Raw genomic sequence first — 24,254 nt, 5'->3', positions numbered from 1 at the left:
GGCGCGCCCGCCATGTCTATCGGCCGGGTGGAGTCTTTGTAAAGGAGCCGAGCATGTTTTCCGGGTCGATTCCCGCCTTGGTGACGCCATTTCGCGACGGTGCGTTCGACGCCCCGGCGTTCAAACGGCTGATCGACTGGCAGATCGACGAGGGGACGAGCGCGCTGGTACCCTGCGGCACGACAGGCGAGAGCCCGACGCTGGGTTTCGATGAACATTATCGCGTCATCGACACCTGCATCGAGGCGGCGGCGGGGCGCGTGCCCGTGATCGCGGGCTGCGGGTCGAACGACACCGCGACCGCGGTCCGCCACATGCTCCACGCGCAAAAGGCGGGCGCCGCCGCGGCGCTGGTCGTCGCGCCCTATTACAACCGGCCGACGCAGGCGGGCCTGCTGGCCCATTTCAGCGCGCTCGCCGATGCCTGCGACCTGCCGATCGTCGTCTACAACGTCCCTGGCCGCACCGTCGCCGACATCAGCGCCGAAACGATGAACAGGCTGGCCGAACTGCCCTCCGTGGTCGCGATCAAGGATGCCAGCGGCGACCTCGCGCGCGTGACGATGCACCGCGCGGGGGCTGGCGAGGATTTCTGCCAGCTCAGCGGCAACGACGATCTGTGGCTGCCGCACGCGGTGCTGGGCGGCGCCGAGCTGTATTTCGGTCACCGCCAATGTCGCGCCGCGCCTGTGCGCCGATTTCGCCGCCGCCTGCGCGGCGGGCGACTGGACGGGGGCGCTTGTCCTGCACGACCGGCTGTTCGACCTGCACAAGGCGATGTTCTCCGACGCCTCGCCCGCGCCGAGCAAAATATGCGCTGTCGCGCCTCCATGACTGGTTTTCGCCCGAAGTGCGCCTACCTATCATCCCGGCGTCCGACGCATCGCGCGCGGCCGTCGATGCCGCATTGGTCGCGGCAGGAGTGATCTGAGCTTTCGCCATGGCCCGTCCGCAGTCCGCCGCCGAATTCGACAAGAAGAAGGTCGTCGCCGAGAACCGGCGCGCGCGTTTCGACTATAGCATCGAACAGGTGTTCGAGGCGGGCATCGCCTTGCAGGGGACCGAGGTGAAGTCGCTGCGCTTCGGCGAAGGGACGATCGCGGAGAGCTATGCCGAGGTGGCGGGCGGCGAGGTGTGGCTGATCAACGCCAACATCCCCGAATTCAGCCACGGCAACCGCTTCAACCACGAGCCGAAGCGGCCGCGCAAATTGCTGCTCAACTGGCGCGAAATCAACAAGATGCACGCCGGGGTGGCGCGGCAGGGCATGACGCTCGTGCCGCTGTCGGTCTATTTCAACAGCCGCGGCCGCGCCAAGGTCGAGCTCGCGCTCGCCAAGGGCAAGAAGGCGCACGACAAGCGCGAGTCGATCAAGGAACGCGACTGGAAGCGCGACAAGCAGCGGCTGATGAAGGAACGCGGATGAGCGGCGGCAAGCCCCGCGACAAGGCGGCCGTGATGAACTGGATCCGCCGCAACTCGCCGAGCCGCGAGGAACTGCTGGCGAGCCGCTTCATCAAGCCTTTCGCCCATAGGGTTGCGCACAGCCATTTGTGGCGCTTCACGCGCACCTCGGTGCGGCGCGGGACCGCGCTCGGCCTGTTCGTCGGCATCTTCTTCCTGATTCCGGGGGTGCAGATCCTGGGCGTCGCGCTGCTCGCGCTGCCGTTCCGCGCCAATATCCCGATCGGCGCGGCGATGACGTTTCTGTCGAATCCCGTCACGACTCCGCTGATCCTCGCGGCATCGGTGTGGCTGGGCAGCACCTTGTTCGGCCTGCACACCAATGTGTCGAACCTCTACATCCTTTATGACGAAGGCGCCTCGCTGGTCGAATGGTGGCACTGGTTCACCGCCAATGCGGGCACCGCGCTGCTCGGCGGCCTGGCGGGTCTGTTCGTGATTTCGGTCGTGTCGGCGGTGATCGGCTATGTCCTCGCGTCGGTCATCTGGGACAATTGGATTCGCTTGCGCTGGCGCCGCAAGATCCGTCGCGCGCGCGACCAACGACTTGAGGCATCGACGAGCGACACGGTCGCCGGTTGAACGCCCGCCGCGCGGGTCTATAGATTTCCCATCGCAGATCGCCCCGCGCCCGTCGCGGGGCCAGATACCACTGGGGAACATCATGACACGTCCGACATCGCAATCGCGCCTGCTGGCGACCGCCGCGCTTGGCGCCCTGCTCTTCGCGGCCACGCCCGCTCTTGCCAAGGAAAAGGCCGCGACGGCCGAAGCCGCAGCGAAGTCCGCCGCCAAGCCCGAGATCGGCGATTTCGGTTTCGACGCGACCGGCATGGACACGACGGTCCAGCCGGGCGACGATTTCTATGCCTATGCCAACGGAACCTGGGCGAAGAATACCCCGATCCCCGCCGACAAGTCGAACTACGGCATGTTCACCGCGCTCGCCGACCTGTCGCAGGAGCGCACGCGCGAGATCCTCGACGCGGCGAAGGGCAACCCGGACAGCATGATCGGCCGCGCCTATGCCTCCTATCTCGACGGCGCGGCGGTCGAAGCCAAGGGGCTGGCGCCGATCCAGCCCTGGCTCGCCAAGATCAAGGCCATCGACAAGCCGGGCCTCGCCAAGTTGCTCGCCGAGGCCGACCGCAGCGGCGTCCAGCATTTCTTCGGCGGCTATGTCGGGCAGGACGACAAGAATCCCGACGTCTATATCTACACCATGTTCCAGGGCGGCATCGGCATGCCCGACCGCGATTTCTATCTGAAGGATGGCGAACGCAACACCAAGCTGCAGGCCGCCTATCTCAAGCATCTCGAAAATGTCCTGACGCTGGCGGGCGAGGGCAATGCCGCGGCGCGCGCGCAGGCGATCTATGATTTCGAAAAGCAGGTCGCGGCCGTCCATTGGGACAAGAACGACAGCAGCGACGCGACCAAGGTCTATAACAAGATGACGATCGCCGAGCTGGCGCAGGCCGCGCCGGGTTTCGACTGGACGGGCTTCATCCGCGGCATCGGCGTCGATGAGGATTCGCTGCTCGTGTCGCAGCCGAGCGCCTTCACCGGCGAGGCCAAGCTGCTCGCCGACGCGCCGATCGAGGTCATTCGCGACGCGCTGATCGTCCGCAGCATCGACGGCTTCTCCGATGTGCTGCCCGACGCCGTCGCGCAGGAAGCCTTCTCCTTCTATGGCACCGCGCTGTCGGGCACGCCGCAGATGCAGGAACGCTGGAAGCGCGCGGTCGATTTCACGACGGGCAACCTCGGCGAAGCGGTCGGCCAGGATTATGTCGCGAAATATTTCCCGCCTGAAACCAAGGCGGCGATGGACGTGCTGGTCAAGAATGTGCTCGCCGCGCTCGACACCCGCATCGGCAATCTCGAATGGATGCAGCCCGAAACCAAGGTGAAGGCGAAAAAGAAGCTCGCCAATTTCACGACCAAGATCGGCTATCCCGACCGCTGGAAGGATTACAGCAAGCTCGAGATCAAGGCCGACGACCTGTTCGGCAACGCGCTGCGCTCTAACCAGTTCGCGCATGACGACAATGTCGGCCGTCTGGGCGGTCCGATCCGCCGCTGGGAATGGGGCATGACCCCGATGACGGTGAACGCCTATGCCAATTTCGGCATGAACGAGATCGTCTTCCCCGCCGCGATCCTGCAGCCGCCCTTCTTCGACCCCAATGCCGATCCGGCGGTCAACTATGGCGGCATCGGCGCGGTGATCGGTCATGAGATCAGCCACCATTTCGACGACCAGGGCGCGAAATATGACGAGACCGGCAAGCTGGCCGACTGGTGGACGCCCGAGGACGTCGCGGCGTTCGAGGCCGCGGGCAAGGCGCTGGTCGCGCAATATGACGCCTATGAAGTGCTGCCCGGCGAACATCTCGACGGCACCTTCACGCTCGGCGAGAATATCGGCGACCTCGCCGGCCTGACCATCGCCTACGACGCCTACAAGAAGTCGCTCGGCGGCAAGGAAGCGCCGGTGATCGACGGGCTGACCGGCGACCAGCGCTTCTTCCTCGGCTGGGCGCAGGTGTGGCGGCGCAACTATCGCGAGCAGAATCTGGCGCAGCGCATCACCACCGATCCGCATTCGCCCTCGATCCAGCGGACTTGGGTCTCGCGCAACCTTGACCCTTGGTATAAAGCCTATCAGGTGAAGGAAGGGCAGAAGCTGTTCCTGAAGCCCGAGGAACGCGTCCGCATCTGGTGACGCCTAGCGAGAGTCTCAGCCATTGACCGCGACGAGCCTGCCTTCCGCTGATTCCGATATCGGCAGGGGGGCGGGTTCCGGCGCGGTCGCGATGGTTCCCGCGGGCCTGTCGCGCGTCGACGCGGCGCTGCTCGGCGGACTCGCGATCCTGTCGGTCGGCCTCCTGTTCTGGGCGACTCGCGATGCGGTGCTCGCGGCGGGTTTTCTCGGCGGTTTGGCGATCGCCTGCGCGGCGGTGATCCTGCTGCGGCGGCTGTTCCCCGCGGCGGTCGCGGGCGAGGCGGCCTTGCCCGACTGGACGATGTTGCGCACGGCGGTCGATCATGACGATATCGCCGTCGCGGTGACCGACCGCGCCGGGCGCCTCGTCTGCGCCAATGACCTGTTCGCGACCTGGATGGGCGGCTTCGTCACCCCGCCGGGGCTGCCGCTCGAGGGGCGCGGGGCCGAGCTCCTGAAAAACGCCGGACGGACCGCGTGGCGCGACGGCGAGGGCAGTGTCCACGAACTGGCGGTCGGCGCGCTCCATCTGCGTGCGCAGGTGATCCGTTCGGGGCTGGCCGAAGATTATCTGGTGTGGCGCTTCTCGGCGGTCGAGCGGCTCGACCTCGTCGCGGAAATCAGCCGCCATCTGGACGGGCCCGCCGGGCGCACGCTGGGCCAGGCGGGGATCATGGCGGCGCTGGTCAATGCCGAGGGGCGGCTGCGCGTCGCCAACCAGGCGTTTCTGCTGCGCGCGCTGGGGGAGAGCGACCAGGCGCATTATGCGGGCCGCGACGTTGCGCCCCTGCTCCGGCTCGACGATGCGGGAACGCTCTATTTCGGGCGCGAGGGCGAGCGGGCGACGCCGGTCCGCCTGCTCCAGATTCCGCTGATCCCTGCCGACAGCCATGGCCCGATGCTGCTGGCCTTGATCGACGAGGAGATGGGCGCGGCCGACCGCGGCACCGCGCAGACCTATGTCGAGACCTTGCTGTCGCTGCTGCCCTTCGGGCTCGCGATGGTCGATCGCGACGGGCGCTTCCTCTACATGAACCGCGCCTTCGTTCGCGCCGCCGGTCTGTCGGAGGAGCGGATGCCGCGCTACCCCGGCGATATCGTGGTGAGCGAGGACAAGGGTCCGCTCGCCGACATGATCCGCCGCCACAGCAGCGGGCAGCAGGTCGGCGGCGACCTGTCGATCCGGCTGGCGGGGCAGGGCGACGAGCCGGTGTCGATGCGCGTCGTCGGGGTGCGCGGGCTGGGCGAGGCGGCGGTGCTGCTGAGCCTCAAGGATTCGAGCGAGGAATCGCGGTTGAAGCGCCAGGTCGCGCAGGCGTCGAAGATGCAGGCGGTCGGCCAGCTCGCGGGCGGCGTCGCGCACGACTTCAACAATATCCTGACCGCGGTGCTCGGCAGTTGCGACCTGATGCTCATGCGGCACACGCCGGGCGACAGCGATTATGACGATATCCAGCAGATTCGCAGCAACGCCAATCGCGCGGCCAGCCTGACCCGGCAGTTGCTGGCCTTCTCGCGTCAGCAGACTTTGCGCCCGCAGATATTGCAACTGCCCGACGTGATTTCGGAGGTGTCGCACCTGCTCAAGCGGCTGATCGGCGAATCGGTGCAATTGTCGGTGCGTCACGGGCGCGGGCTGGGCGCGGTGCGCGCCGACCCCGGCCAGCTCGAACAGGTCATCATCAACCTCGCGGTCAATGCGCGCGATGCGATGGGCGGGCACGGCACGCTGACGATGGAGACCTATCCGGTCAGCGCCGCCGAAGTCCGCGCAATGGGCAGCGATATCATGCCGCCCGCCGACTATAGCGCGCTCAAGGTCAGCGACACCGGCGGCGGCATTCCCGCCGAGGTGCTGCCCAAGATTTTCGAACCTTTCTTCACCACCAAGGATGTCGGCAAGGGCACCGGGCTCGGCCTCTCGACCGTCTACGGCATCATCAAGCAGTCGGCGGGCTTCATCTTCGCCGACAGCAAGCCGGGCGAGGGAGCCAGCTTCACCATCTATCTTCCCGTCCACCGCGCCGACAAGGACGCGCCCGCGGCGGCCGCGCCGCCGAAGCCGAAGAAGAGCCAGTGGGGCACCGGCACCATCCTGCTCGTCGAGGACGAGGACATGGTCCGCGCGGTCGCCGAGCGGGCGCTGACCCGCGCGGGCTATACCGTCGTCACCGCGTCGCAGGGCGAGGAGGGGGTCGAGCGCTTCGGCCAGATGGACAAGGTCGACCTGATCCTGACCGACGTGATGATGCCGACGATGGACGGCCCCGCGATGGTCCGCGTGCTGCGCGCCAAGCGGCCGGACCTGCCCGTCCTGTTCATGTCGGGATATGCCGAGGAACAATTGCGCCAGTCGATCGATATTGATCATGTGTCCTTTCTGCCCAAACCCTTTTCGGTCGCGCAGTTGACCGAGGCCGTGTCGGCGGCGCTCGACACCGCTGCCCAGCGGGCCTTGTGATGGCGGATGGTCGCCGTATCCTGCTCGTCGAGGACGATGTGCTGATCGGCATGATGCTCGCCGACATGTTCGACGCGCTCGGCTATCCCGAGCCCGCACAGGCAGCCAGCGTCGAGGATGCGCTGGCGATCATCGCGGCGGACCCGGTCGATGCCGCGCTCATCGACATCAACCTCGGCGAAGCCAAGGGCTGGCCGGTCGCCGACGCGCTCGCCGCGCGCGATATCCCTTTCGCCTTCACGTCGGGCGGCGGCGATGTGATTCCGCCGGCGCACGCGCATCGCACGCTGGTGTCGAAACCATTCCGGCTGAGCGAGATCGAGGCGGTACTGGGCGGGTTTTTCGGCGGTTAGCTCCGCGTCGCCGCGTTCCGGAATAATTTTTGTTCTACTCTTGTTCCAAAAGAACAAACACTGTACACAGGTCCGGCGTTGCGATGCTTCTGCCTTCGCGATAGAGCAGGAAAGGGACGGTCATGGCCGGTCAATTGTCACTCGTGGAATCGGGGAAATCAGTGAATAGCTCGGACAGGCAGAAGGCGCTCGACGCCGCGCTGGCGCAAATCGATCGTGCCTTCGGCAAAGGCTCGGTGATGAAATTGGGCTCGAAGGAAGCGATGCAGGTCGAGTCGATCTCGACCGGGTCGCTCGGGCTCGACATCGCGCTCGGCGTCGGCGGCCTGCCGCGCGGCCGCGTCATCGAAATCTATGGTCCCGAAAGCTCGGGCAAGACCACGCTGGCGCTGCACACGCTGGCCGAGGCACAGAAGGGCGGCGGCACCGTCGCCTTCGTCGACGCCGAACATGCGCTCGACCCGATCTATGCCAAGAAGCTCGGCGTCAATATCGACGAACTGATCGTGTCGCAGCCCGACACCGGCGAACAGGCGCTCGAAATCGTCGACACGCTGGTGCGCTCGAACGCGATCGACGTGCTCGTCGTCGACTCGGTCGCCGCGCTCGTCCCGCGCGCCGAAATCGAGGGCGAGATGGGCGACAGTCACGTCGGTCTCCAGGCGCGCCTGATGTCGCAGAGCCTGCGCAAGCTCACCGGCTCGATCAGCCGCTCGCGCTGCATGGTGATCTTCATCAACCAGCTGCGCATGAAGATCGGGGTGATGTACGGCAATCCCGAGACCACGACCGGCGGCAATGCGCTGAAATTCTACGCCTCGGTTCGCCTCGACATCCGCCGCACCGGCCAGATCAAGAATGGCGACGAGATCGTCGGCAACACCACCCGCGTCAAGGTCGTCAAGAACAAGGTCGCGCCGCCGTTCAAGCAGGTCGAGTTCGACATCATGTACGGCCAGGGCATTTCCAAGATCGGCGAGATCCTCGACATCGGCGTCAAGGCCGGGCTGGTCGAGAAATCGGGCGCCTGGTTCAGCTATGACTCGATCCGCATCGGGCAGGGCCGCGAAAACGCCAAGACTTTCCTGGCCGAGAATCCCGAACTGCGCGAACGGCTCGAGGCCGCGATCCGCAGCCGCACCGACGCGGTGGCCGAAGAAATGATGGCGGGCCCCGACGACGAGGGCGACGACGGCTGATAGCCTCCGGCTGCCCGGCCCGTGTGACCGGGGCGGCCCACCAACGGCGGCGGGTTCCTTGCCCCTCGGTCCGCGCCCTCTCGCGGACTGGCCCGCCCGCCGTTGGCCTTGTCGCTCCCGCCGGGCGCGACAGCTACAGGCAGCCCGTTCAGGTCGAATCGTTCATTCCCGCAGCCCTGAGCCTGTTGAAGGGCGCTTCTCTGTGAGGCGCCCTTCAACAGGCGCAGGGCTGCGGTTCAATTTGGACGGAGCATGGTCTGAGTCATTGTTTTAATTTCCTTTCAAGTGACAGGTCAGGCCGCGACCGGGCGCGATCGTTGATCCTTGCACCGCCCCTGCCAGCGGCTACAAGCAGCCGATGCCCGCGATCCGCCTCTTCGGCCTGCCCACCGACATCAACAGCAGCTTCGAACGCGGCGCGGCCGCTGGCCCGGCGGCGATCCGCGTCCAGTTGTGGAGCGACCGCGGCAATATGGCGAGCGAACTCGGCCCCGAACTCGGCACCGACATCGCCTTCACCGACGACGGCGACCTCGCGCTGACCGAGGACACGCGCCGCGACGACGCGATGATCCGCCGCCACGTCGCGCTTGTGCGCGAAGACGGTGAAATCCCACTCGCCCTCGGCGGCGACCATGCGGTCACCTTCCCGCTCGTCGAGGCCGCTGCCGCCTGTTTCGGACCGCTGAACATTCTCCACATCGACGCCCACCCCGATCTCTACGACGATTTCGGCGGCAATCCACGCAGCCACGCCTCGCCCTTCGCGCGTATTTGCGAGGCCGGCCATGCCGCGCGGCTGGTGCAGGTCGGCATCCGCACGCTCAACCGCCATTGCCGCGAACAGGCCGCGCGCTTCGGGGCCGAGATCGTGCCGATGGCGGGCTTCATCCCCGATGCCGTGCCGGTCCTCGACGGCCCGCTTTATATCTCGATCGACCTGGACGGGATCGACCCGTCGGCGGCACCCGGCGTCGCGCACCCCGAGCCCGGCGGGCTGACGGTACGCGAGTTGCTTGGCGTTCTGCACAAGCAGACCGCGCCGATCGTCGGCGCCGATATCGTCGAATATCATCCCGGCCGCGACGTCGGGGATGTTACCGCGATCCTCGGGGCCAAGCTGGTCCGCGAACTCGCGGCGCTGATCGACCGCAACGGGCACCTTGAAGGATAGAGGGAGAGAGACATGAGCCTGATCGTCCACCACCTCAACAACAGCCGCTCGCAGCGCATATTGTGGCTGCTCGAGGAACTTGGCGTGCCGTACGAGATCAGGCGTTATCAGCGCGATGCGACGACCAACCTCGCGCCGCCCGAATTGAAGGCGATCCACCGGCTCGGCAAGTCGCCGTTGCTGGAAGTGTCTCGACGATTCCGCCTCCGGCGGGAGGGGCCGCGTGATCCAGGAATCGGGCGCGATCGTCGAATATCTGTGCGAACATCATGGCGGCGAGGCGCTGGTTCCGGCGCGCGGCACCGACGACCATGTCCGCCACCTCGAACTGATCCATTTCGCCGAGGGTTCGGCGATGACGCCGGTGCTGCTCAATATCTATCTCGGCAGGCTCGGCGACGCGGCGGCGGCGGTCAGACCGCGGATCGACGAGCAACTCGACGCGCATTTCGCCTATCTCGAAGGCGAACTGACCGGTGCGGGCCATTTCATCGGCGACAGCCTGTCGGCGGCCGACATCATGCTGAGCTTTCCCGCCGAGGTCGCGGCGATGAGCGGGGCGGCGCGCTACCCGAAACTGGCGGCGTTCGTGACGGCGATGCACGCGCGTCCCGCCTGGCAGGCGGCGCGCGAGAAGGGCGGAGCCTATTTTGTTTTCTGAAGCTGTCCTGCGCATCGCCGCGTTCGCGCTGGCGGCCGGCATCACGGCGCCCGCTGCGGCCGAACCGGCGGCGCTCGACCCCGCGGTCGAACGAAGCGTCGAGACGTTCGGTGCGGCGCCCTTCGTGCCGACGACGGACGACGAAAAGGCGGCAATGGCGCGCCTCGTCGACTATACGCTGGCGCTTGAAAAGCGTGATTTCGCGGCCGCCTATGCGATGCTGAGCCTGACGCGGCAGGCGGTGACGCCGCGGCTCGAATGGGAGAGCAATCTGCGCAAGCAGGACGGGCTGTGGGCCGACGGCCGCATACGCATCCTGCGGCTGCAATGGTATCTCGATCCGCCGGCGCAGCCCGCCGGGCTCTATGCCGCGTTCGATTTTCGCGGTGACCGGTCCGACGGAACGATGGATTGCGGCTATGTCGTCGTTCACCGCGCCGCGCCCGACGCCGCCTTTGCCGTCGCGACCAGCAATGTGTCGATCGTGCCGCCCGACCTGATCGAGGACGGGGTGCCGAAGGCCGATGTGCTGCGCCAGCTGCCCTGCTATCTGGGCAAAGGGATCGCCACCGCTTTTTGATGCGGCGCGTCCGAAGCCCAAATAAGTTCGGCTTGCGGAGCGCGCCCGGCGGCGGCAAGGTTCTCGCGCCGCCAGCCGGCGGCTCTGCGTTGGGGGGAAGACGATGGCGATGATGGCACTCGCATTGCTGGCGGCGGCCGCCGGCCAGCCCGAAATCAAGGTCGCGCCTGTGCCCGGCAAGGGCTTTGTCGCGACGGTCGCGCTGATCGACGCCGATCAATACGACCCCACCATCGGCCGCATCAAGGTGCTGGCGGCCCAGCGTTGCGGCAGCCTGAAAGTCCGCTTCGGCCGCTATTATTTCGACAACCAGATCGACGTCGATCGCGGCGTGACGGTGATCAAGAATTTCCGCCAGAATTTTTCCTGTTTCGATCCCGCCACCGATCCGTACAAGCCGGTGCCCGCCGACTGGAAGGCGAGCCCCGCGGAGGTCGCGGCGGCGACGCAGTTCGCCGGGCGTTTTCTGGACAATCTCGACAAGGGCAACGGGGCCGCCCTGGCGGCGATGATGGACCCGGCGCTCGAAGCGACGGCCGAAGAAATGGTGCGATTCAGCCGCGAGGCGAAGATGCATCAGACCGGCGCGGGTAAATTCACGGCGCGGCTCGACGGCTGGCTCAACAACCCCGAGGATGCCGCCTATCCCGGCGCCTATGCCTATTTCGCGGTGCTGAGCTCGCATCCCGGGATCGCCGGAACCTGCGGCGGGCTGCTGCTCTATCGCGAGCGGACCGGGGTCTACAAGATTTCGCAATATGACGTGCGCTATGTGTCGCAGGCGCTGATCGACGAAGCCTGGCTACAGCGACGAGGAACTGAACCGGCTTTGTCAGCGATAGCCGCTTCAGCCAAGTATCGTGCTTGAGAAACGCGCCGCAGCGCACTAGATCGCGCGCATGACATCGACCAACGACATTCGCCGCTCGTTCCTCGACTATTTCGCGGGAACCGGCCACCATATCGAGCCGTCGGCGCCGCTGGTGCCGTACAACGACCCGACGCTGATGTTCGTCAACGCGGGCATGGTGCCGTTCAAGAATGTCTTCACCGGGCTGGAGAAGCGCCCCTACAGCACCGCGGCGTCGGCGCAGAAGTGCGTCCGCGCCGGGGGCAAGCACAATGATCTCGACAATGTCGGCTTCACTGCGCGCCACCATACCTTCTTCGAAATGCTGGGGAATTTTTCCTTCGGCGATTATTTCAAGGAACAGGCGATCCATCATGCCTGGACGCTGATCACCAAGAATTGGGGACTGCCGGCGGAGAAGCTGACCGCGACCGTCTATCACACCGATGACGAGGCGTTCGACCTGTGGCGCAAGATTTCGGGGCTGCCCGAAAGCCGCATCATCCGCATCCCGACCAGCGACAATTTCTGGTCGATGGGCGACACCGGGCCGTGCGGGCCGTGCAGCGAAATCTTCTATGACCATGGCGACCATATCTGGGGCGGCCCGCCGGGATCGCCCGAGGAGGACGGCGACCGCTTCGTCGAGATCTGGAACCTGGTGTTCATGCAGTATGAGCAATTGCCGGGTGGCGAGCGCGTCGACCTGCCGCGGCCGAGCATCGACACCGGCATGGGGCTGGAGCGCGTCGCGGCGGTGATGCAGGGCGTCACCGACAATTATGACACCGACACCTTCAAGGCGCTGATCGCGGCGTCGGTCGACCAGACGGGGGTGCCCGCCGACGAGGCGCACAAGGCAAGCCACCGCGTGATCGCCGATCACCTGCGCGCGTCGAGCTTCCTGATCGCCGACGGGGTGCTGCCGTCGAACGAGGGCCGCGGCTATGTGCTGCGCCGGATCATGCGGCGCGCGATGCGCCATGCGCATCTGCTCGGCGCCAAGGAGCCGCTGATGTACCGGCTGCTGCCGTCGCTGACCGCCGAGATGGGCGCCGCTTATCCCGAGCTGATCCGCGCCCAGCCGCTGATCGCCGAAACGCTGGAGCGCGAAGAGACCAAGTTCCGCCAGACGCTCGACAAGGGCCTGCGCCTGCTCGACGAGGCGACCGTCGGCATGGGGGCCGGCGCGACGCTGCCCGGCGATGTCGCATTCAAGCTCTACGACACCTATGGTTTCCCCTATGACCTGACCGAGGATGCGCTGCGGATGCAGGACATCGCGGTCGACCGCGCCGGCTTCGATGCGGCGATGGCGCAGCAGAAGGCGGCGGCGCGCGCGGCATGGAAGGGCAGCGGGCAAAAGGCGTCGGAGGAAATCTGGTTCGACCTCGCCGAAGCGAACGGCAGCACCGAATTCACCGGTTACGGCGCGACGGTCGGCGAGGGGCAGGTCATCGCGCTGGTCAAGGACGGCGTGCAGGTCGATGAGGCCCGGGCGGGCGACGAGCTGGTCGTGCTGACCAACCAGACGCCCTTCTATGGCGAGAGCGGCGGCCAGATGGGCGACAGCGGCACGATCGCGACGCTGGGCGGCGCTAAGGCGTCGGTGAGCGACACCGGCAAGCCGCTGGGGCGGCTGCACGCGCATCAGGCGAAGCTGGAGGCGGGGACGCTGAAGGTCGGCGACACGGTGCAGCTGACCGTCGATGCCGCGCGCCGCGACCGCATCCGCGCCAATCACAGCGCGACGCACCTGCTGCACGCCGCGTTGCGCAACCGGCTCGGCGGGCATGTGACGCAGAAGGGCAGCCTGGTCGCCGAGGATCGCTTTCGCTTCGACTTTTCGCACCCCAAGGCGCTGACCGCCGAAGAGATCGCCGATGTCGAGGCGGAGGTGAACGCGCAGATCCGCGGCAACGAGGCGGTGACGACGCGGCTGATGACGCCGGACGACGCGGTCGCGGCGGGCGCGCTGGCGCTGTTCGGCGAGAAATATGGCGACGAGGTGCGCGTGCTGTCGATGGGACATGCCGACGACCGCAGCTATTCGGTCGAGCTTTGCGGCGGGACGCATGTCCGGGCGCTCGGCGATATCGCGCTGTTCAAGATCGTGAGCGAAAGCGCCGTATCGTCGGGCGTGCGGCGGATCGAGGCGCTGACCGGCGAAGCCGCGCGGGCCTGGCTCAACAGCCGCGACGAGGCGCTGAAGGCGGCGGCGGCGGCGCTCAAGACCTCGCCCGACGAGGTGCCGGGGCGCGTCGCGGCGCTGACCGAGCAGCTCAGGAAGGCCGAGCGCGAACTCGCCGAGGCGAAGAAGGCGCTGGCGATGGGCGGCGGTGGCGGCGCGGCGGCCGGGCCCGCGGTCGAGCAGGTCGGCGACGTCGCGTTCCTGGCGCAGGTGGTCGACGGGCTCGATCCCAAGGAATTGCGCGGCACGGTCGACGGGCTGAAGAAGCAGGTCGGCAGCGGCGTCGCGATGCTCGTCGCGGTCAATGACGGCCGCGCCTCGGTCGCGGTCGGCGTGACCGACGACAAGGTCGCGGCGCTGAGCGCGGTCGACCTGGTCAAGGCGGCGGTCGCGGCGCTCGGCGGGCAGGGCGGCGGCGGCCGTCCCGACATGGCGCAGGGCGGCGGCCCGAACGGCGGCGCGGCCAATGACGCGGTGGCCGCGGTCAAAGCCGTGCTCGCCTGAAACCGGCCGATTTGAAACCGACGAAGAAGACGCGGCGCACCGATCATGCCGAACGGCTGATCGCGGCGCCGCTCGTCGACGTGTTCGCGGCCTTTGCCAGCGCCGACAAGCTGGCGCGCTGGCTGCCGCCCGAGGGCGCGACCGGCGTGTTCGAGCATGCCGATCTGTGCGCGGGTGGCGGGTTCCGCCTGCGGCTGACCTTCGATGATGCCGATGTCGAGACCAAGAGCGACGACGACAGCGACATCGTCGAGGTTGATATTCCGGTGCTCGACGATGGACGGTTGGTCGTCTGGGAGGTCGAATTCGTTTCCGACGATCCGCGCTTTTCGGGAACGATGGCGATGCACTGGTATCTGTCGCGGCAGCGCGGGGGGACGCTGGTGACGGTCGACGCGCATCAGGTGCCGCCGGGGATTTCGGCGAAGGATCATGTGGCGGGGTTGCAGTCGTCGCTCGCGAATTTGGCGGCGGTGGTGGAAGACTGACGCCGGTTTCGAGCTGGATTCGCGCAGAGAGCGCAGAGAGCGCAGAGAGCGCAGAGAGCGCAGAGAGCGCAGAGATTTTTTTCACGCGGAGACGCGGAGGAAAAGGGGATTGGCGGCTTTGCCGCCTTTTCTTTTTTCTCTGCGTGCTCTGCGATCTCTGCGCGAATATTCTCTTCTCCGCGTCTCCGCGTGAACATTCAAAGATCGTCGCCCCCGCAAAGGCGGGGGGCCGCAGCCGGTTTACGCAGCGATGCCGAGCAAACCCCCTACCGGCCCCCGCTTGCGCGGGGGCGACGTTTTGGGGTCAGGCCTCGACCCCCTTGGCTTTCCCCCATGCCCGCGCGGCGGTGTAGCCCAGATAGCCGGTGCCGAAGAGCGCGTAGAGCGATTCCGGGATGCCGGCGAGATAGGCGTTCATGCCTTCGGCGATGCCCTTGGCCATGTCGGGCCGGGCGGCGGCGATCAGGCCCATCGGGATCGCCCAGAGCAGCAGCGCATACATCACGTAGAGAAAGCTCGGCCGCGCGCGGCTGGTCCAGGGGTCGGCGCTGTTCGCCTCGGCGACGATCGCGGTCATCTGCGTCCGGATCGCCTCCATTTCCTGGCTGCCCTCCAGCTTGAGCAGTTCGAGTTTCGCGCGGTCGCGCGCTTCGGGGTCGGGGATGATCTTGTCGATCAGCTTGGCGATGGGGCCGATCAGGCCTTCGATGATGCTCATTGATATGCTCCATGATGTCAAAGTTCAGTAAATTTCAGCCCAATGACGGGCTTTCACGCGTCGCTCTGTCCGATGCGATTGGCGAGCCAGCCGTAGAGAAAGGCCTCCTGGCTCGGGCGGCGTTCGGCGAGCGCGATGTAGCGTTCGCCCTGCAGCGCCTCCATCGCGCGCAGCAGCACCGTCTCGCCGCCGGCGCCGCGAACGCGGAGAAGGGCGTCGAGCGCCGACAGGGTGCGCGGGCCGATCGCGCGGTCGACCGCGATGTCGGGATAGTCGCGCGCGGCGCGGTTGAGCGCGTTGAGCGCGCGCTGGAGAAAGCCGGTCGCGGTGCCGGTGCCCATGTTGACGCCGGTATCGAACAATTCGGCGGCGATCGCGGGGGCGCGGCGCGCGACCTGGTCATAGGCGGGGCGCTGCCAATAGAGGCGGCGGTAGATTGCTTCGGCCTCGCCGCGCGGCAGGTCGCGCATCGCGCCGCCATAGCCCTCGGCGCGCGCGACGGCTTCGGTGATCCCCCAGCGGGTCGGACCGCCGCGGTCGGCGGGATGGTTTACATAACCGCCTTCGCGGTCGATGACGGCGTCGATCAATGTGTCGGCGTCGAGTGATCGGTTGTTCGGTGTGGGCATGATTCGCGTCTCCGGTTGGTTGAACAGCTAAAACGAACCATATAGGAATAAAATAGGAAAGGATTTTCTCCATGAAGGCGCTTTTGGTCAGCGAACTGGCGGAGAATCATGGCGGCTGCGCGCTGACCGATCTGGCGATTCCGGCGCCGGGGCCGGGCGAGGTGCGGGTGCGCATCCGCGCCGCGGCGGTGAATTTCCCCGACCTGCTGATGACGCGCGGCGCCTATCAGTTGAAGCCCGACCTGCCGTTCGTGCCGGGGCTGGAGTTTGCGGGCGAGGTCGATGCGCTGGGCGAGGGCGTGTCGGGCTGGCGGCCCGGCGACCGGGTGATCGGCGGCAACCGGTTCGGCGCAATGGCCGAATATGCCGTGGTGCCCGCGGCGAGCCTGCGCGCGAAGCCTGAGCGCCTGTCGTGGGAAGAGGGCGCGGCCTATGGCGTCGCCTATCTCACCGCCTGGGTAGCGCTCGTCCGGCGCGGGCAGGTGCAGGCGGGGGAATGGGTGCTGGTGCATGGCGCGGCCGGCGGCGTCGGGCTGGCGACCGTCGATCTGGCGCGGGCGCTGGGCGCACGCGTGATCGCGGCGGCGAGCAGCGCCGAAAAGCGCGCGATGCTGACGGGTCTCTATGCGCCTGATGCGGTGATCGCGCCCGACCCGGGCTTTCGGGACGAGGTGAAGGCGCTGATGGGCGGACAGGGCGCCGACGTGATCTTCGATCCCGTCGGCGGGGATGTGTTCGACGAATCGACGCGGTGCATCGCCTTTGGCGGGCGCCTGCTGGTGATCGGCTTCGCGTCGGGCCGGATTCCCGAGCTGTCGGTCAACATACCGTTGATCAAGGGATTCTCGGTCGTTGGGGTGCGGGCGGGCGAATATGGCTACATCGGTTTCCCGAGCGGGGTGCCGAGAATATCGCGGCGATCGACGCGCTGGCGGCCGAGGGGCGGATCCGCCCGCATGTCCACGCCGCGCTCGACCTTGCCGACTGGCGCGAGGGCTTTGCGATGCTCGAACGGCGCGAGGTGGTGGGCAAGGTCGTGCTGAAACCGTGACGAACCGAGTCCGCCTGGCATAGTTTTGCGACATCAGGACTGGCATGTCCGCGCCGGGGCGTCCCGGCGAATTCGCCGAACACAACCGAAGGACAGACGATGAAGACAATGACAATGACGGTCGCGGCACTTGGCCTGGGCATATCGGTGACCGCGGCGGCGCAGCCCCCGCAGGACGGCGGCCGGATGTTCGCGATGATCGATACCAACGGTGACGGCAGGCTCGACAAGGCCGAGGTGACCAAGCTGGCCGAAATGCGGGCGCAGCGGCAGGGCGACCCGGCACTGGCCTCGCCCGAAAAGGTCGAGGCCTTCATCAAGCATCTCGACACCAACGGCGACGGCTTCATCGACAAGGCCGAGATGGAAGCGATGCGCAAGGCACGGGCTTCGGCGCCGCCGGCTCGAAGGCGAGTGAAGCGGGACGGGGCGGCCGGAAAGCTGGCCGCCCCGGACTCGGGTCAGGCCAGCGCGATGCGCGCCGCCTGGAACAGGAAGGCCGCGCCGATCAGCGTGACGAGCCAGCGGCGGACGAAGCGGAACTGCGCTTCGCTGATCCTCTCGAGGATCACCCCGCCGGCCATGATGCCGGCCATCGACACGGCAATCGCGGCGGCGGTGACCGGCAGCGGGACGGCCGCGCGGCCCGCCGCGCCGAGCAGCACGGCGCCGTAGACGAGAATCTTCGACGCATGGCCGATCGCCTGCATCAGCGCCTTGGTCGCGACCACCTGGTGCCGGGTGAGGCGGCTGTGGATGAAGAGGAGGTCGGTGACCGGCCCCGAGACGCCCGAGACCAGCGCGAGACCGGTCGAAACGAAGCCGCCGCCGAGCGCGTGGCCGCGGTTGGCGGCGTCGAGCCGGATCCAGCGTTCGGGCAGCCAGACCAGGACCGGCATCAGCCCGAGGCCGAGGAAAACCGCGAAGCGGGTGGGCTGGAAAAGGATGAGCGAGAAGAGGCCGATCGCCGCCGCCGATCCGAGACCGAACCACAGCAGCACGGGCCAGGCGACATGGCGGCGATGGAGGGTCGCGCGCCAGAGGTTCGAGGCGAACTGGACCACGCCGTGGAGCGCGAGCGCCATTGCCGCGGGGAGCATCCATGCGAGCACGCCCATGAAGACGAGGCCGCCCGCCATGCCGAAGATGCCCGAGAGGATCGCGGTCAGGAAGGCGGCGATGACGATCAGCACGCTTGCCTGCATCGGTTCCTGCCTCGGTCCGGGCTTGCCACCGCGGCTTCGGCGGTAAATTGGTCGGGACGAGAGGATTCGAACCTCCGACCCCCACACCCCCAGTGTGATGCGCTACCAGGCTGCGCTACGTCCCGACCGGCCCGATTGGGCAGGCGAGGCCCCTAGCGTGCCTTGGCGGGCGATGCAAGGCCCTCCTGAGCGGGGACGATGGGCGGGGCGGGCGCTATCGCTCGCGCCCGCCTTGACCTTCGCGCCGCGCACCCCATTTCGGGCGCGCCTGCCGTGGGGAGGGACGCGCAGCCGCCGGTTGCACGCCGCGCCCCCGCGTGATAGGCGCCGCGCCATTGATTGCGCGCCTAGCCCGGGTGGGGAGGGCGCCGCTGATAACGGAAAGTTTTTCATCCATGTCGACGTCTTTGCTTCTGACCCAGGCGGCCGGATCGGGCGGCGGGGCCGCCGGTTTCCTGATGCTGGTGCCTTATCTGCTGATCTTCGTCGTCTTCTGGTTCTTCCTGATCCGTCCGCAGCAGGTGCGGATGAAGGAGCATCGTGCCAAGATCGCGGCGGTGAAGCCGCGCGACCAGGTCGTGACGGGCGGCGGCATCGTCGGCAAGGTCACCCGCGTCGATGACGATTATGCCGATGTCGAAATTGCGCAGGGCGTGAAGATCAAGGTCGTCAAGGCGACCCTGTCCGACGTGCTGCAGCCCGGCGCCAAGCCCGCCAACGATTGATCCGGCGGCGCGCGTCCGCGCGCCCCGCACCCAGTTATCGGACCATAGACCATGCTCGATTTCCCGCGCTGGAAAACCATCGGCATCAGCATCATCCTGCTGCTCGGTATCCTCTTTGCCATCCCCACCTTTCTGCCGCAGAAGACGTTCGACAGCCTGCCGGGCCTTGCGCAGATCAAGGTCAATCTGGGCCTCGATCTGGCGGGCGGCAGTCATTTGCTGCTCGAAGCCGACCTTGCCGACCTTAACAAGACGCAGCTGACCAATATGGAAAAGACCGTGCGCGCCGCGATGCGGGGCGAGAGCGGTCCCGACGACGATATCGCGATCGGCGATTTCAAGGCGTCGGGCAACACGATCAGCTTTCTGATCCGCGACCAGGCGCAGCTCGACGACGCCCGCGACCGGCTGTTCAAGGAAACCCAGGGCGCGAGCATGACCGGGCAGCGCGACTGGCGCATCGATGTCGTCGACACCACGCGCATCGTCCTGACCCTGACCGCCGCTTCGACCGCGACCAGGCGACCGCGCGCGCGATGGATGCGGCACGCGACATCGTCGATACGCGCGTCAACAGCCTGGGCACGCGCGAACCGACGATCATCCGCGAAGGCAATGACCGCATCGTCGTGCAGGTCCCCGGTCTGCAGGACCCGGCGGCGCTGAAGGAACTGATCGGCAAGACCGCGCGGCTGGAATTCCGCATGGTCGATCCCAATGGCGACGTGAATGCCGCGCTGGCGGGCAATGTCCCGGTCGGCAGCGAGTTCGTGCCCTATGCCGAAGGCGAGGGCTATGGCGTGCCGGGCGAGGTGCTGCGCCGCCAGGTGATGATCAGCGGCGACCAGCTGATCGACGCGCGGCAGGATTTCAACCAGTCGAACCTGCCCGCGGTCAGCATCCGTTTCGACGCGGCGGGATCGAACACTTTCGCGCGCGTCACCGGCCAGAATGTCGGCAAGCGTTTCGCGATGGTGCTCGACGGCAAGGTGCTGTCGGCCCCGTCGATCAACGAGCCGATCCTGGGCGGCAGCGCCCAGATTTCGGGTAATTTCACGGTCCAGACCGCCAACGCACTGGCGATCGCGCTGCGTTCGGGTTCGCTGCCGGTGAAGATGGACGTCGTCGAGGAACGCACCGTCACCCCCGAACTCGGCGCCGATTCGATCCGCAAGGGCGTGATCGCCGGGATCATCGCCACCGCGTCGGTGCTGGCTCTGATGCTCGTCGTCTATGGCCGCTTCGGCGTCTATGCGAATATCGCGCTGGCGTTCAACGTGTTCCTGATCATCGCGATCATGGCGGCATTCAACGCGACGCTGACCCTGCCGGGCATCGCCGGCTTCGTGCTGACGATCGGCGCCGCCGTCGACGCCAACGTGCTGATCAACGAGCGAATACGCGAGGAATTGAAACGCGGCAGGCGCGTATTCCAGGCGGTCGAGCTGGGCTATAGCGAAGCGAGCCGCGCGATTTTCGACGCCAACGTCACCAATGTCATCGCCGCGGCGCTGATGTTCTGGTTCGGCACCGGACCGATCAAGGGCTTTGCGGTCGTGCTGACGATCGGCATCGTCACCAGCGTTTTCACCGCCGTCACCGTGACGCGCATGTTCGTGGCGCACTGGCTGCGGACCGCGCGTCCGACGTCGATCAATATTTAAGGGAGCGACAGGATGCGCTTGCTGAAATTCGTACCCGACAACACGAACATCGACTTTCTGCGCTGGCGGAAGGTCGCATCCTTCATGAGCTTTTTCCTCGTGGCGGTGTCGATCGCGCTCGTGGCCTACAAGGGGCTCAACCTTGGTGTCGATTTTGTCGGCGGCCAGTCGGTGCGGGTCGAATTCACCCAGGAAATGCCGCCGATCGACGAGATCTCGCGAGAAGGTCGCGGACATCGGGCTCGGCGAAGCGACGATCCAGCAATTCGGGTCCGACAAGGCGGTGTCGATCCGCACCGCGCTGCCCGAGGGCGGCAAGGCGACCGCCGACCGCGCGGGCGAACAGCTTGTCGCGGGGATCGCCAAGGCCTTTCCGACGGCCAGGACCGGGACGGTCGAAACCGTGTCGGGCAAGGTGTCGGGCGAATTGCTGCGCACCGGCGCGATCAGCCTGGCGCTCGCGATATTGGGCATTTCGATCTACATCTGGGTCCGCTTCGAATGGCAGTTCGGCGTCGGCGCGCTGGGGCGCCTGTTCCACGAGGTGTCGCTGACCTTCGGCCTGTTCGCGGTGACGCAGATGCAGTTCGATTTGAACAGCGTCGCGGCGCTGCTCACCATCGTCGGCTATTCGCTCAACGACACGATCGTCGTTTATGACCGCATCCGCGAAAATCTGAAGAAATACCGGAAGATGGAGATCATCCCGCTCCTCAACCTCAGCATCAACGAGACGCTGTCGCGGACGGTGATGACCACGCTCGCGATGCTGCTCGCGCTCGGCGTGCTGCTGATCTTCGGGCCGGATGTCATCTTCGGCTTCACCGCCGCAATGCTGTTCGGCGTGTTCATCGGCGGCTATTCGTCGGTGCTGATGTCGACGCCGGTGCTGGTGTGGCTGAAGGTCGGACCCGACAGCTTCGTGCCGCGTACGACGTCGGGCGTCGGCGGCGCCGAGCGCGTCGAACGCAAGGACGACGGTGCGGTCGTCTGATCGCGGGCGTCCGGACAGGGGATCGGAGGGGGGCTTCGGCCCCCCTTATTTTTGTGCGCAGCGGCGCAGATGCGCGGCGAGTTCGCGGCCGTTGCGGTCCCAGCCGAAACGGCCGGCGAGCGTGGCCGCGACCTCGGCGGGTGCGGGCGGGGCGGCAAGGAGCGCCTGTACGGCGTCGGCGATGGCCGCCGGAGTGCGCTCGACGATGCGGCCGGCGACGGGCGAGGTCACGAGTTCGGCGGCACCGCCGGCGCTGCTGATGACGATCGGGGTGCCGCACGCGAGCGCCTCGACCCAGGCATTGGCGAGCCCTTCGCTGGCGGAAGGCATGACGACGATATCGGCGGCGCGGTAAAGCTGCGGCAGCCCGGCGTTGGCGACGGGGCCGAGGAAGTGGACGCGGGTTTCGACACCGAGTTTTTCCGAAAGGGCGCGGTAGCGGGCCTGGTCTTCGCCCGCGCCCGCGAGCCAGTAATGGACGCCGGGAAGCGCGGGAAGCGCTTCGATCACGAGCGCCTGACCCTTGCGCGGGATCAAGGCGCCGACGGTCAGGATCGCGGGGGCGCCGCCCATGCCGAGCGCGGTCCGCGCGGCGGTGCGGTCGCCGGGGGTGAAGCGTGCGGTGTCGATGCCGGTATAGTGGACCGCGACCTTGCCCGCGTCGATGCCGATCGCGGCCATGTCGCGGCGCATCGCGCCGGAGACGGCGAGCAGGCCCGCGGCCTTGCGCGCGGCTTCGAGCAGTTGCGGGGCGGTGGCAGGGTCGTGGCCGAAATGGCTGATATCGGCGCCGCGCGCCTTGGCAGAGAAGGGCAGACCGAGTTTTTTCGCAACACGCATTGCCGCCGGGCCGTCGGGGTAGAAGAATTGGGCATCGACGACATCGAACCGGCGGTCGCCGATGGCGCGGAGGACCGCGCGAGCGATCTTCGCCGGGTTGAAGCGCGATCCGATCTTCGGGAGCAGGGCGAAGCGCGGGCGGTGGACGGCGAGGCCGTTCCAATCCTCGCGCAGAGGGAGGGCGCGTAACGCCCGGTAACGCGGGTGGAGCGACAGCGGGAAGGGAGGCAGACCGACCGGCGCGACGACGGTCAGGTCGATACCGGGCTGGGATGCGAGGGCGCGGAGGCTGCTTTCGACGAAGAGCCCGAAGTTCGGGCGCGCGGCGTCGGGAAAAAGGGTAGCGATGCTGAGGACGCGGAGCGGGGTCATGTCCGCTCTATCGTCCGTCTGTGCTGAGCTTGTCGAAGCACCGTTCTTCCTTTGTAACGCCGAAGAAGAAAAAGGACGGCCCTTCGACAAGCTCATGGCGAGCGGGATTTTCCTATAGGCTGCGGATCAGCCGCACGGCTACCGCGGCCCAGGGCGGGTTGCTGACGACCTGCTGCCGCTGGCTCGGCGCCGAGCGGGAGCAGGTGGAGCTTTTCGCCGTCGACGTTGAGCAGGCGCGCGAAAAAGAAGCGGCCGAGCGGGACGAGGGACGAGCAGGTCGCGGTTGAGCGCGCCGACCCAGTCGCCTTCAAGCTTGCGGCACCAGATTTCGTCGCCGGCGCGATAGTCGCCGATCGAGGCCGAGACGCGGACCGCGACCATATCCTCGCTCGGGCGGGCGGTGAGCGCCTGTTCGACGCGCGTCGGGGCGATGGCGCCTTCGGGGCCGAGCAGCGCGGTGATCGTGAGCTGGGTATCGTGCGGGAGTTGAACGAGTTCGGATGCCTCCACGCCGAGCGCCCTCGCGATGCGGTTCATCCAGCCGAGCGACAGCGTGCGGGTTCCGGTTTCGAGGCGGCCGATGGTCTGTGCGGTGGTCGGCGGGTCGCAGCGCTGCCCGACCTCTTCGAGCGTCAGTCCCTTGGCGCGGCGGACGGCGCGGATGCTGTTGATCATGGCGACCTCATCGTCAATTTGTGCAATAACCAAATCGGTTTCTTCTTTCCTAAAAAACATTCCATTGTCAAGCAAGGCTTTTGGCAGGGAGAATCGCATGACGGCACGCCGGCTCGAAACACAGCTTCACCCGGACGACCGGCTCGATCCGGACAAGGCGGGACCGCAGGTAATGCGGCACGTAACGGTCAATGTCGCTGAAAGCCCGATCGCCTGGCTTGCGGCGCGCGGGCATCTGAGCGCGGCGCAACTGGCCGCCGGTGAACGGCTGCGCGCCGATTATGAGCGCGCGGGGCTGGCGGCGCGGGTGACGATGCGCTGGGATGCCGCGGCGCCGGCGAAGTCGCTTGGCGGAGCAAGGGCGGCGGATGCGTCGCTGGCACGGATCGACGCGCACCGGCGCTTTCATGCGGCGCTCGACGCGGCGGGACCGGGGCTGGCGGACATCTGCTGGCGGGTGATCTGTGCGGGCGAGGGGATCGGTTGCGCGGAGAAAGGGCTGGGCTGGCTAGGCGCGGTCGGGGAAGCTGGTGCTGGGCCTGGCGCTGGATCGGCTGGCGCGGTTTTATGGGACGGGGTGAGGGGGGCGGCCGGTTTCGGGCGATAGCGGACGTTTGTCTCCCCTCCCGCAGGCGGGAGGGGTTGGGGGTGGGCAGCGACGTCGAAATAGCCCACCCCGCTGCGACTAGGGCGCAAGCGCCCAAGTCTCGCTGCCCCTCCCGCTTGCG

At 67.0% G+C, this 24,254-nt stretch carries 18 protein-coding genes, 1 tRNA gene and 8 pseudogenes; 21 read left to right on the top strand and 6 right to left on the bottom strand.

Annotated features, from left to right (window positions below; genetic code table 11):
- Positions 1-53: 53 nt before the first annotated feature.
- The 14 genes and pseudogenes from dapA to N0A20_RS10245 all read left to right on the top strand — a co-directional run bounded on the left by dapA (position 54) and on the right by N0A20_RS10245 (position 14,653).
- Positions 54-931, top strand: a pseudogene (gene dapA, locus N0A20_RS10305) (4-hydroxy-tetrahydrodipicolinate synthase).
- Between the two features lie 9 nt (positions 932-940).
- Positions 941-1,426, top strand: a complete 486-nt coding sequence (smpB, locus tag N0A20_RS10300; protein WP_260580343.1) for an SsrA-binding protein SmpB — start codon at positions 941-943, stop codon at positions 1,424-1,426.
- Positions 1,423-2,046, top strand: coding sequence for a DUF2062 domain-containing protein (locus tag N0A20_RS10295; protein ID WP_260580342.1), 624 nt, complete (start codon positions 1,423-1,425; stop codon positions 2,044-2,046). The genes smpB and N0A20_RS10295 overlap by 4 nt, the downstream gene beginning before the upstream one ends.
- A gap of 82 nt (positions 2,047-2,128) precedes the next feature.
- Positions 2,129-4,192 (top strand): M13 family metallopeptidase, encoded by a 2,064-nt coding sequence (locus N0A20_RS10290; RefSeq protein WP_260580341.1) that lies wholly within the window; start codon positions 2,129-2,131, stop codon positions 4,190-4,192.
- 91 nt (positions 4,193-4,283) lie between these two features.
- Positions 4,284-6,653, top strand: coding sequence for a response regulator (locus tag N0A20_RS10285; protein ID WP_260580340.1), 2,370 nt, complete (start codon positions 4,284-4,286; stop codon positions 6,651-6,653).
- Complete coding sequence (locus N0A20_RS10280) at positions 6,653-7,006, top strand: response regulator (RefSeq protein WP_260580338.1); 354 nt, start codon at positions 6,653-6,655, stop codon at positions 7,004-7,006. The genes N0A20_RS10285 and N0A20_RS10280 overlap by 1 nt, the downstream gene beginning before the upstream one ends.
- 122 nt (positions 7,007-7,128) lie before the next feature.
- Positions 7,129-8,205, top strand: a complete 1,077-nt coding sequence (gene recA / locus N0A20_RS10275; protein WP_260580337.1) for a recombinase RecA — start codon at positions 7,129-7,131, stop codon at positions 8,203-8,205.
- 358 nt (positions 8,206-8,563) lie between these two features.
- Entirely contained in the window at positions 8,564-9,379 is an 816-nt protein-coding gene (locus N0A20_RS10270; RefSeq protein WP_260580336.1) for an agmatinase family protein, read from the top strand.
- Positions 9,380-9,391: 12 nt separating this feature from the next.
- Positions 9,392-9,508: pseudogene (locus N0A20_RS20125) on the top strand (glutathione S-transferase); the annotation flags it as partial.
- A 94-nt stretch (positions 9,509-9,602) separates the two neighbouring features.
- A complete protein-coding gene (locus N0A20_RS10265; RefSeq protein WP_312846517.1) occupies positions 9,603-10,040 on the top strand; it encodes a glutathione S-transferase family protein in 438 nt (145 codons plus the stop codon).
- Entirely contained in the window at positions 10,030-10,620 is a 591-nt protein-coding gene (locus N0A20_RS10260; RefSeq protein ID WP_260580335.1) for a hypothetical protein, read from the top strand. Before N0A20_RS10265 ends, N0A20_RS10260 begins: the two co-directional genes overlap by 11 nt.
- 103 nt (positions 10,621-10,723) lie before the next feature.
- The gene (locus N0A20_RS10255; RefSeq protein ID WP_260580333.1) at positions 10,724-11,488 is read left to right on the top strand and encodes a hypothetical protein; all 765 of its coding nucleotides are present in this window, start codon (positions 10,724-10,726) and stop codon (positions 11,486-11,488) included.
- A 31-nt stretch (positions 11,489-11,519) separates the two neighbouring features.
- A complete protein-coding gene (alaS, locus tag N0A20_RS10250) occupies positions 11,520-14,165 on the top strand; it encodes an alanine--tRNA ligase (RefSeq protein ID WP_260580332.1) in 2,646 nt (881 codons plus the stop codon).
- Positions 14,166-14,176: 11 nt separating this feature from the next.
- Positions 14,177-14,653, top strand: coding sequence for an SRPBCC domain-containing protein (locus N0A20_RS10245; protein WP_260580331.1), 477 nt, complete (start codon positions 14,177-14,179; stop codon positions 14,651-14,653).
- A gap of 304 nt (positions 14,654-14,957) precedes the next feature.
- Here N0A20_RS10245 and N0A20_RS10240 read toward each other — a convergent pair whose 3' ends face one another.
- Complete coding sequence (locus N0A20_RS10240; protein ID WP_260580330.1) at positions 14,958-15,371, bottom strand: holin family protein; 414 nt, start codon at positions 15,369-15,371, stop codon at positions 14,958-14,960.
- Between the two features lie 53 nt (positions 15,372-15,424).
- Positions 15,425-16,000: a glycoside hydrolase family 108 protein gene (locus tag N0A20_RS10235; protein ID WP_260580329.1), complete on the bottom strand. Its 576-nt coding sequence runs from the start codon at positions 15,998-16,000 to the stop codon at positions 15,425-15,427.
- A gap of 71 nt (positions 16,001-16,071) precedes the next feature.
- Between N0A20_RS10235 and N0A20_RS10230 the strand changes: the two are divergent.
- The 3 genes and pseudogenes from N0A20_RS10230 to N0A20_RS20725 form a co-directional block, all read left to right on the top strand.
- Positions 16,072-16,812: pseudogene (locus N0A20_RS10230) on the top strand (NADPH:quinone oxidoreductase family protein); the annotation flags it as partial.
- Positions 16,752-17,051, top strand: coding sequence for a zinc-binding dehydrogenase (locus N0A20_RS20120; RefSeq protein WP_312846646.1), 300 nt, complete (start codon positions 16,752-16,754; stop codon positions 17,049-17,051). The pseudogene N0A20_RS10230 and the gene N0A20_RS20120, both read left to right, overlap by 61 nt.
- A 99-nt stretch (positions 17,052-17,150) precedes the next feature.
- Positions 17,151-17,399: pseudogene (locus N0A20_RS20725) on the top strand (EF-hand domain-containing protein); the annotation flags it as partial.
- A gap of 113 nt (positions 17,400-17,512) precedes the next feature.
- On the opposite strand, the gene N0A20_RS10225 reads toward N0A20_RS20725, so the two are convergent.
- The gene (locus N0A20_RS10225) at positions 17,513-18,256 is read right to left on the bottom strand and encodes a sulfite exporter TauE/SafE family protein (RefSeq protein WP_260580327.1); all 744 of its coding nucleotides are present in this window, start codon (positions 18,254-18,256) and stop codon (positions 17,513-17,515) included.
- A 48-nt stretch (positions 18,257-18,304) separates the two neighbouring features.
- Positions 18,305-18,381, bottom strand: a tRNA-Pro gene (locus tag N0A20_RS10220).
- A gap of 333 nt (positions 18,382-18,714) precedes the next feature.
- On the opposite strand from N0A20_RS10220, the gene yajC reads away from it, so the two are divergent.
- The 3 genes and pseudogenes from yajC to secF all read left to right on the top strand — a co-directional run bounded on the left by yajC (position 18,715) and on the right by secF (position 21,639).
- A complete protein-coding gene (gene yajC, locus N0A20_RS10215) occupies positions 18,715-18,981 on the top strand; it encodes a preprotein translocase subunit YajC (RefSeq protein WP_409574788.1) in 267 nt (88 codons plus the stop codon).
- A gap of 51 nt (positions 18,982-19,032) precedes the next feature.
- Positions 19,033-20,645: pseudogene (gene secD / locus N0A20_RS10210) on the top strand (protein translocase subunit SecD).
- Between the two features lie 12 nt (positions 20,646-20,657).
- Positions 20,658-21,639, top strand: a pseudogene (gene secF / locus N0A20_RS10205) (protein translocase subunit SecF).
- 45 nt (positions 21,640-21,684) lie between these two features.
- On the opposite strand, the gene N0A20_RS10200 reads toward secF, so the two are convergent.
- A complete protein-coding gene (locus N0A20_RS10200; RefSeq protein ID WP_260580324.1) occupies positions 21,685-22,851 on the bottom strand; it encodes a glycosyltransferase in 1,167 nt (388 codons plus the stop codon).
- A 112-nt stretch (positions 22,852-22,963) separates the two neighbouring features.
- Positions 22,964-23,526: pseudogene (locus tag N0A20_RS10195) on the bottom strand (helix-turn-helix domain-containing protein).
- 172 nt (positions 23,527-23,698) lie between these two features.
- On the opposite strand from N0A20_RS10195, the pseudogene N0A20_RS10190 reads away from it, so the two are divergent.
- A pseudogene (locus tag N0A20_RS10190) lies at positions 23,699-24,107 on the top strand (DUF6456 domain-containing protein).
- Positions 24,108-24,254 lie beyond the last annotated feature (147 nt).

Source organism: Sphingopyxis sp. PET50, assembly GCF_025244705.1.
Classification (GTDB): domain Bacteria; phylum Pseudomonadota; class Alphaproteobacteria; order Sphingomonadales; family Sphingomonadaceae; genus Sphingopyxis.
The sequence above is the reverse complement of the archived record's forward strand: the minus strand, read 5'-3'. Positions and strand labels throughout refer to the sequence as shown.

Coding starts and splice junctions, on each gene's coding strand:
- smpB (WP_260580343.1), top strand. CDS start 941: ATGGCCCGTCCGCAGTCCGCCGCCGAATTCGACAAGAAGAAGGTCGTC.
- N0A20_RS10295 (WP_260580342.1), top strand. CDS start 1,423: ATGAGCGGCGGCAAGCCCCGCGACAAGGCGGCCGTGATGAACTGGATC.
- N0A20_RS10290 (WP_260580341.1), top strand. CDS start 2,129: ATGACACGTCCGACATCGCAATCGCGCCTGCTGGCGACCGCCGCGCTT.
- N0A20_RS10285 (WP_260580340.1), top strand. CDS start 4,284: ATGGTTCCCGCGGGCCTGTCGCGCGTCGACGCGGCGCTGCTCGGCGGA.
- N0A20_RS10280 (WP_260580338.1), top strand. CDS start 6,653: ATGGCGGATGGTCGCCGTATCCTGCTCGTCGAGGACGATGTGCTGATC.
- recA (WP_260580337.1), top strand. CDS start 7,129: ATGGCCGGTCAATTGTCACTCGTGGAATCGGGGAAATCAGTGAATAGC.
- N0A20_RS10270 (WP_260580336.1), top strand. CDS start 8,564: ATGCCCGCGATCCGCCTCTTCGGCCTGCCCACCGACATCAACAGCAGC.
- N0A20_RS10255 (WP_260580333.1), top strand. CDS start 10,724: ATGGCGATGATGGCACTCGCATTGCTGGCGGCGGCCGCCGGCCAGCCC.
- alaS (WP_260580332.1), top strand. CDS start 11,520: ATGACATCGACCAACGACATTCGCCGCTCGTTCCTCGACTATTTCGCG.
- N0A20_RS10240 (WP_260580330.1), bottom strand. CDS start 15,371: ATGAGCATCATCGAAGGCCTGATCGGCCCCATCGCCAAGCTGATCGAC.
- N0A20_RS10235 (WP_260580329.1), bottom strand. CDS start 16,000: ATGCCCACACCGAACAACCGATCACTCGACGCCGACACATTGATCGAC.
- N0A20_RS10225 (WP_260580327.1), bottom strand. CDS start 18,256: ATGCAGGCAAGCGTGCTGATCGTCATCGCCGCCTTCCTGACCGCGATC.
- yajC (WP_409574788.1), top strand. CDS start 18,715: ATGCTGGTGCCTTATCTGCTGATCTTCGTCGTCTTCTGGTTCTTCCTG.
- N0A20_RS10200 (WP_260580324.1), bottom strand. CDS start 22,851: ATGACCCCGCTCCGCGTCCTCAGCATCGCTACCCTTTTTCCCGACGCC.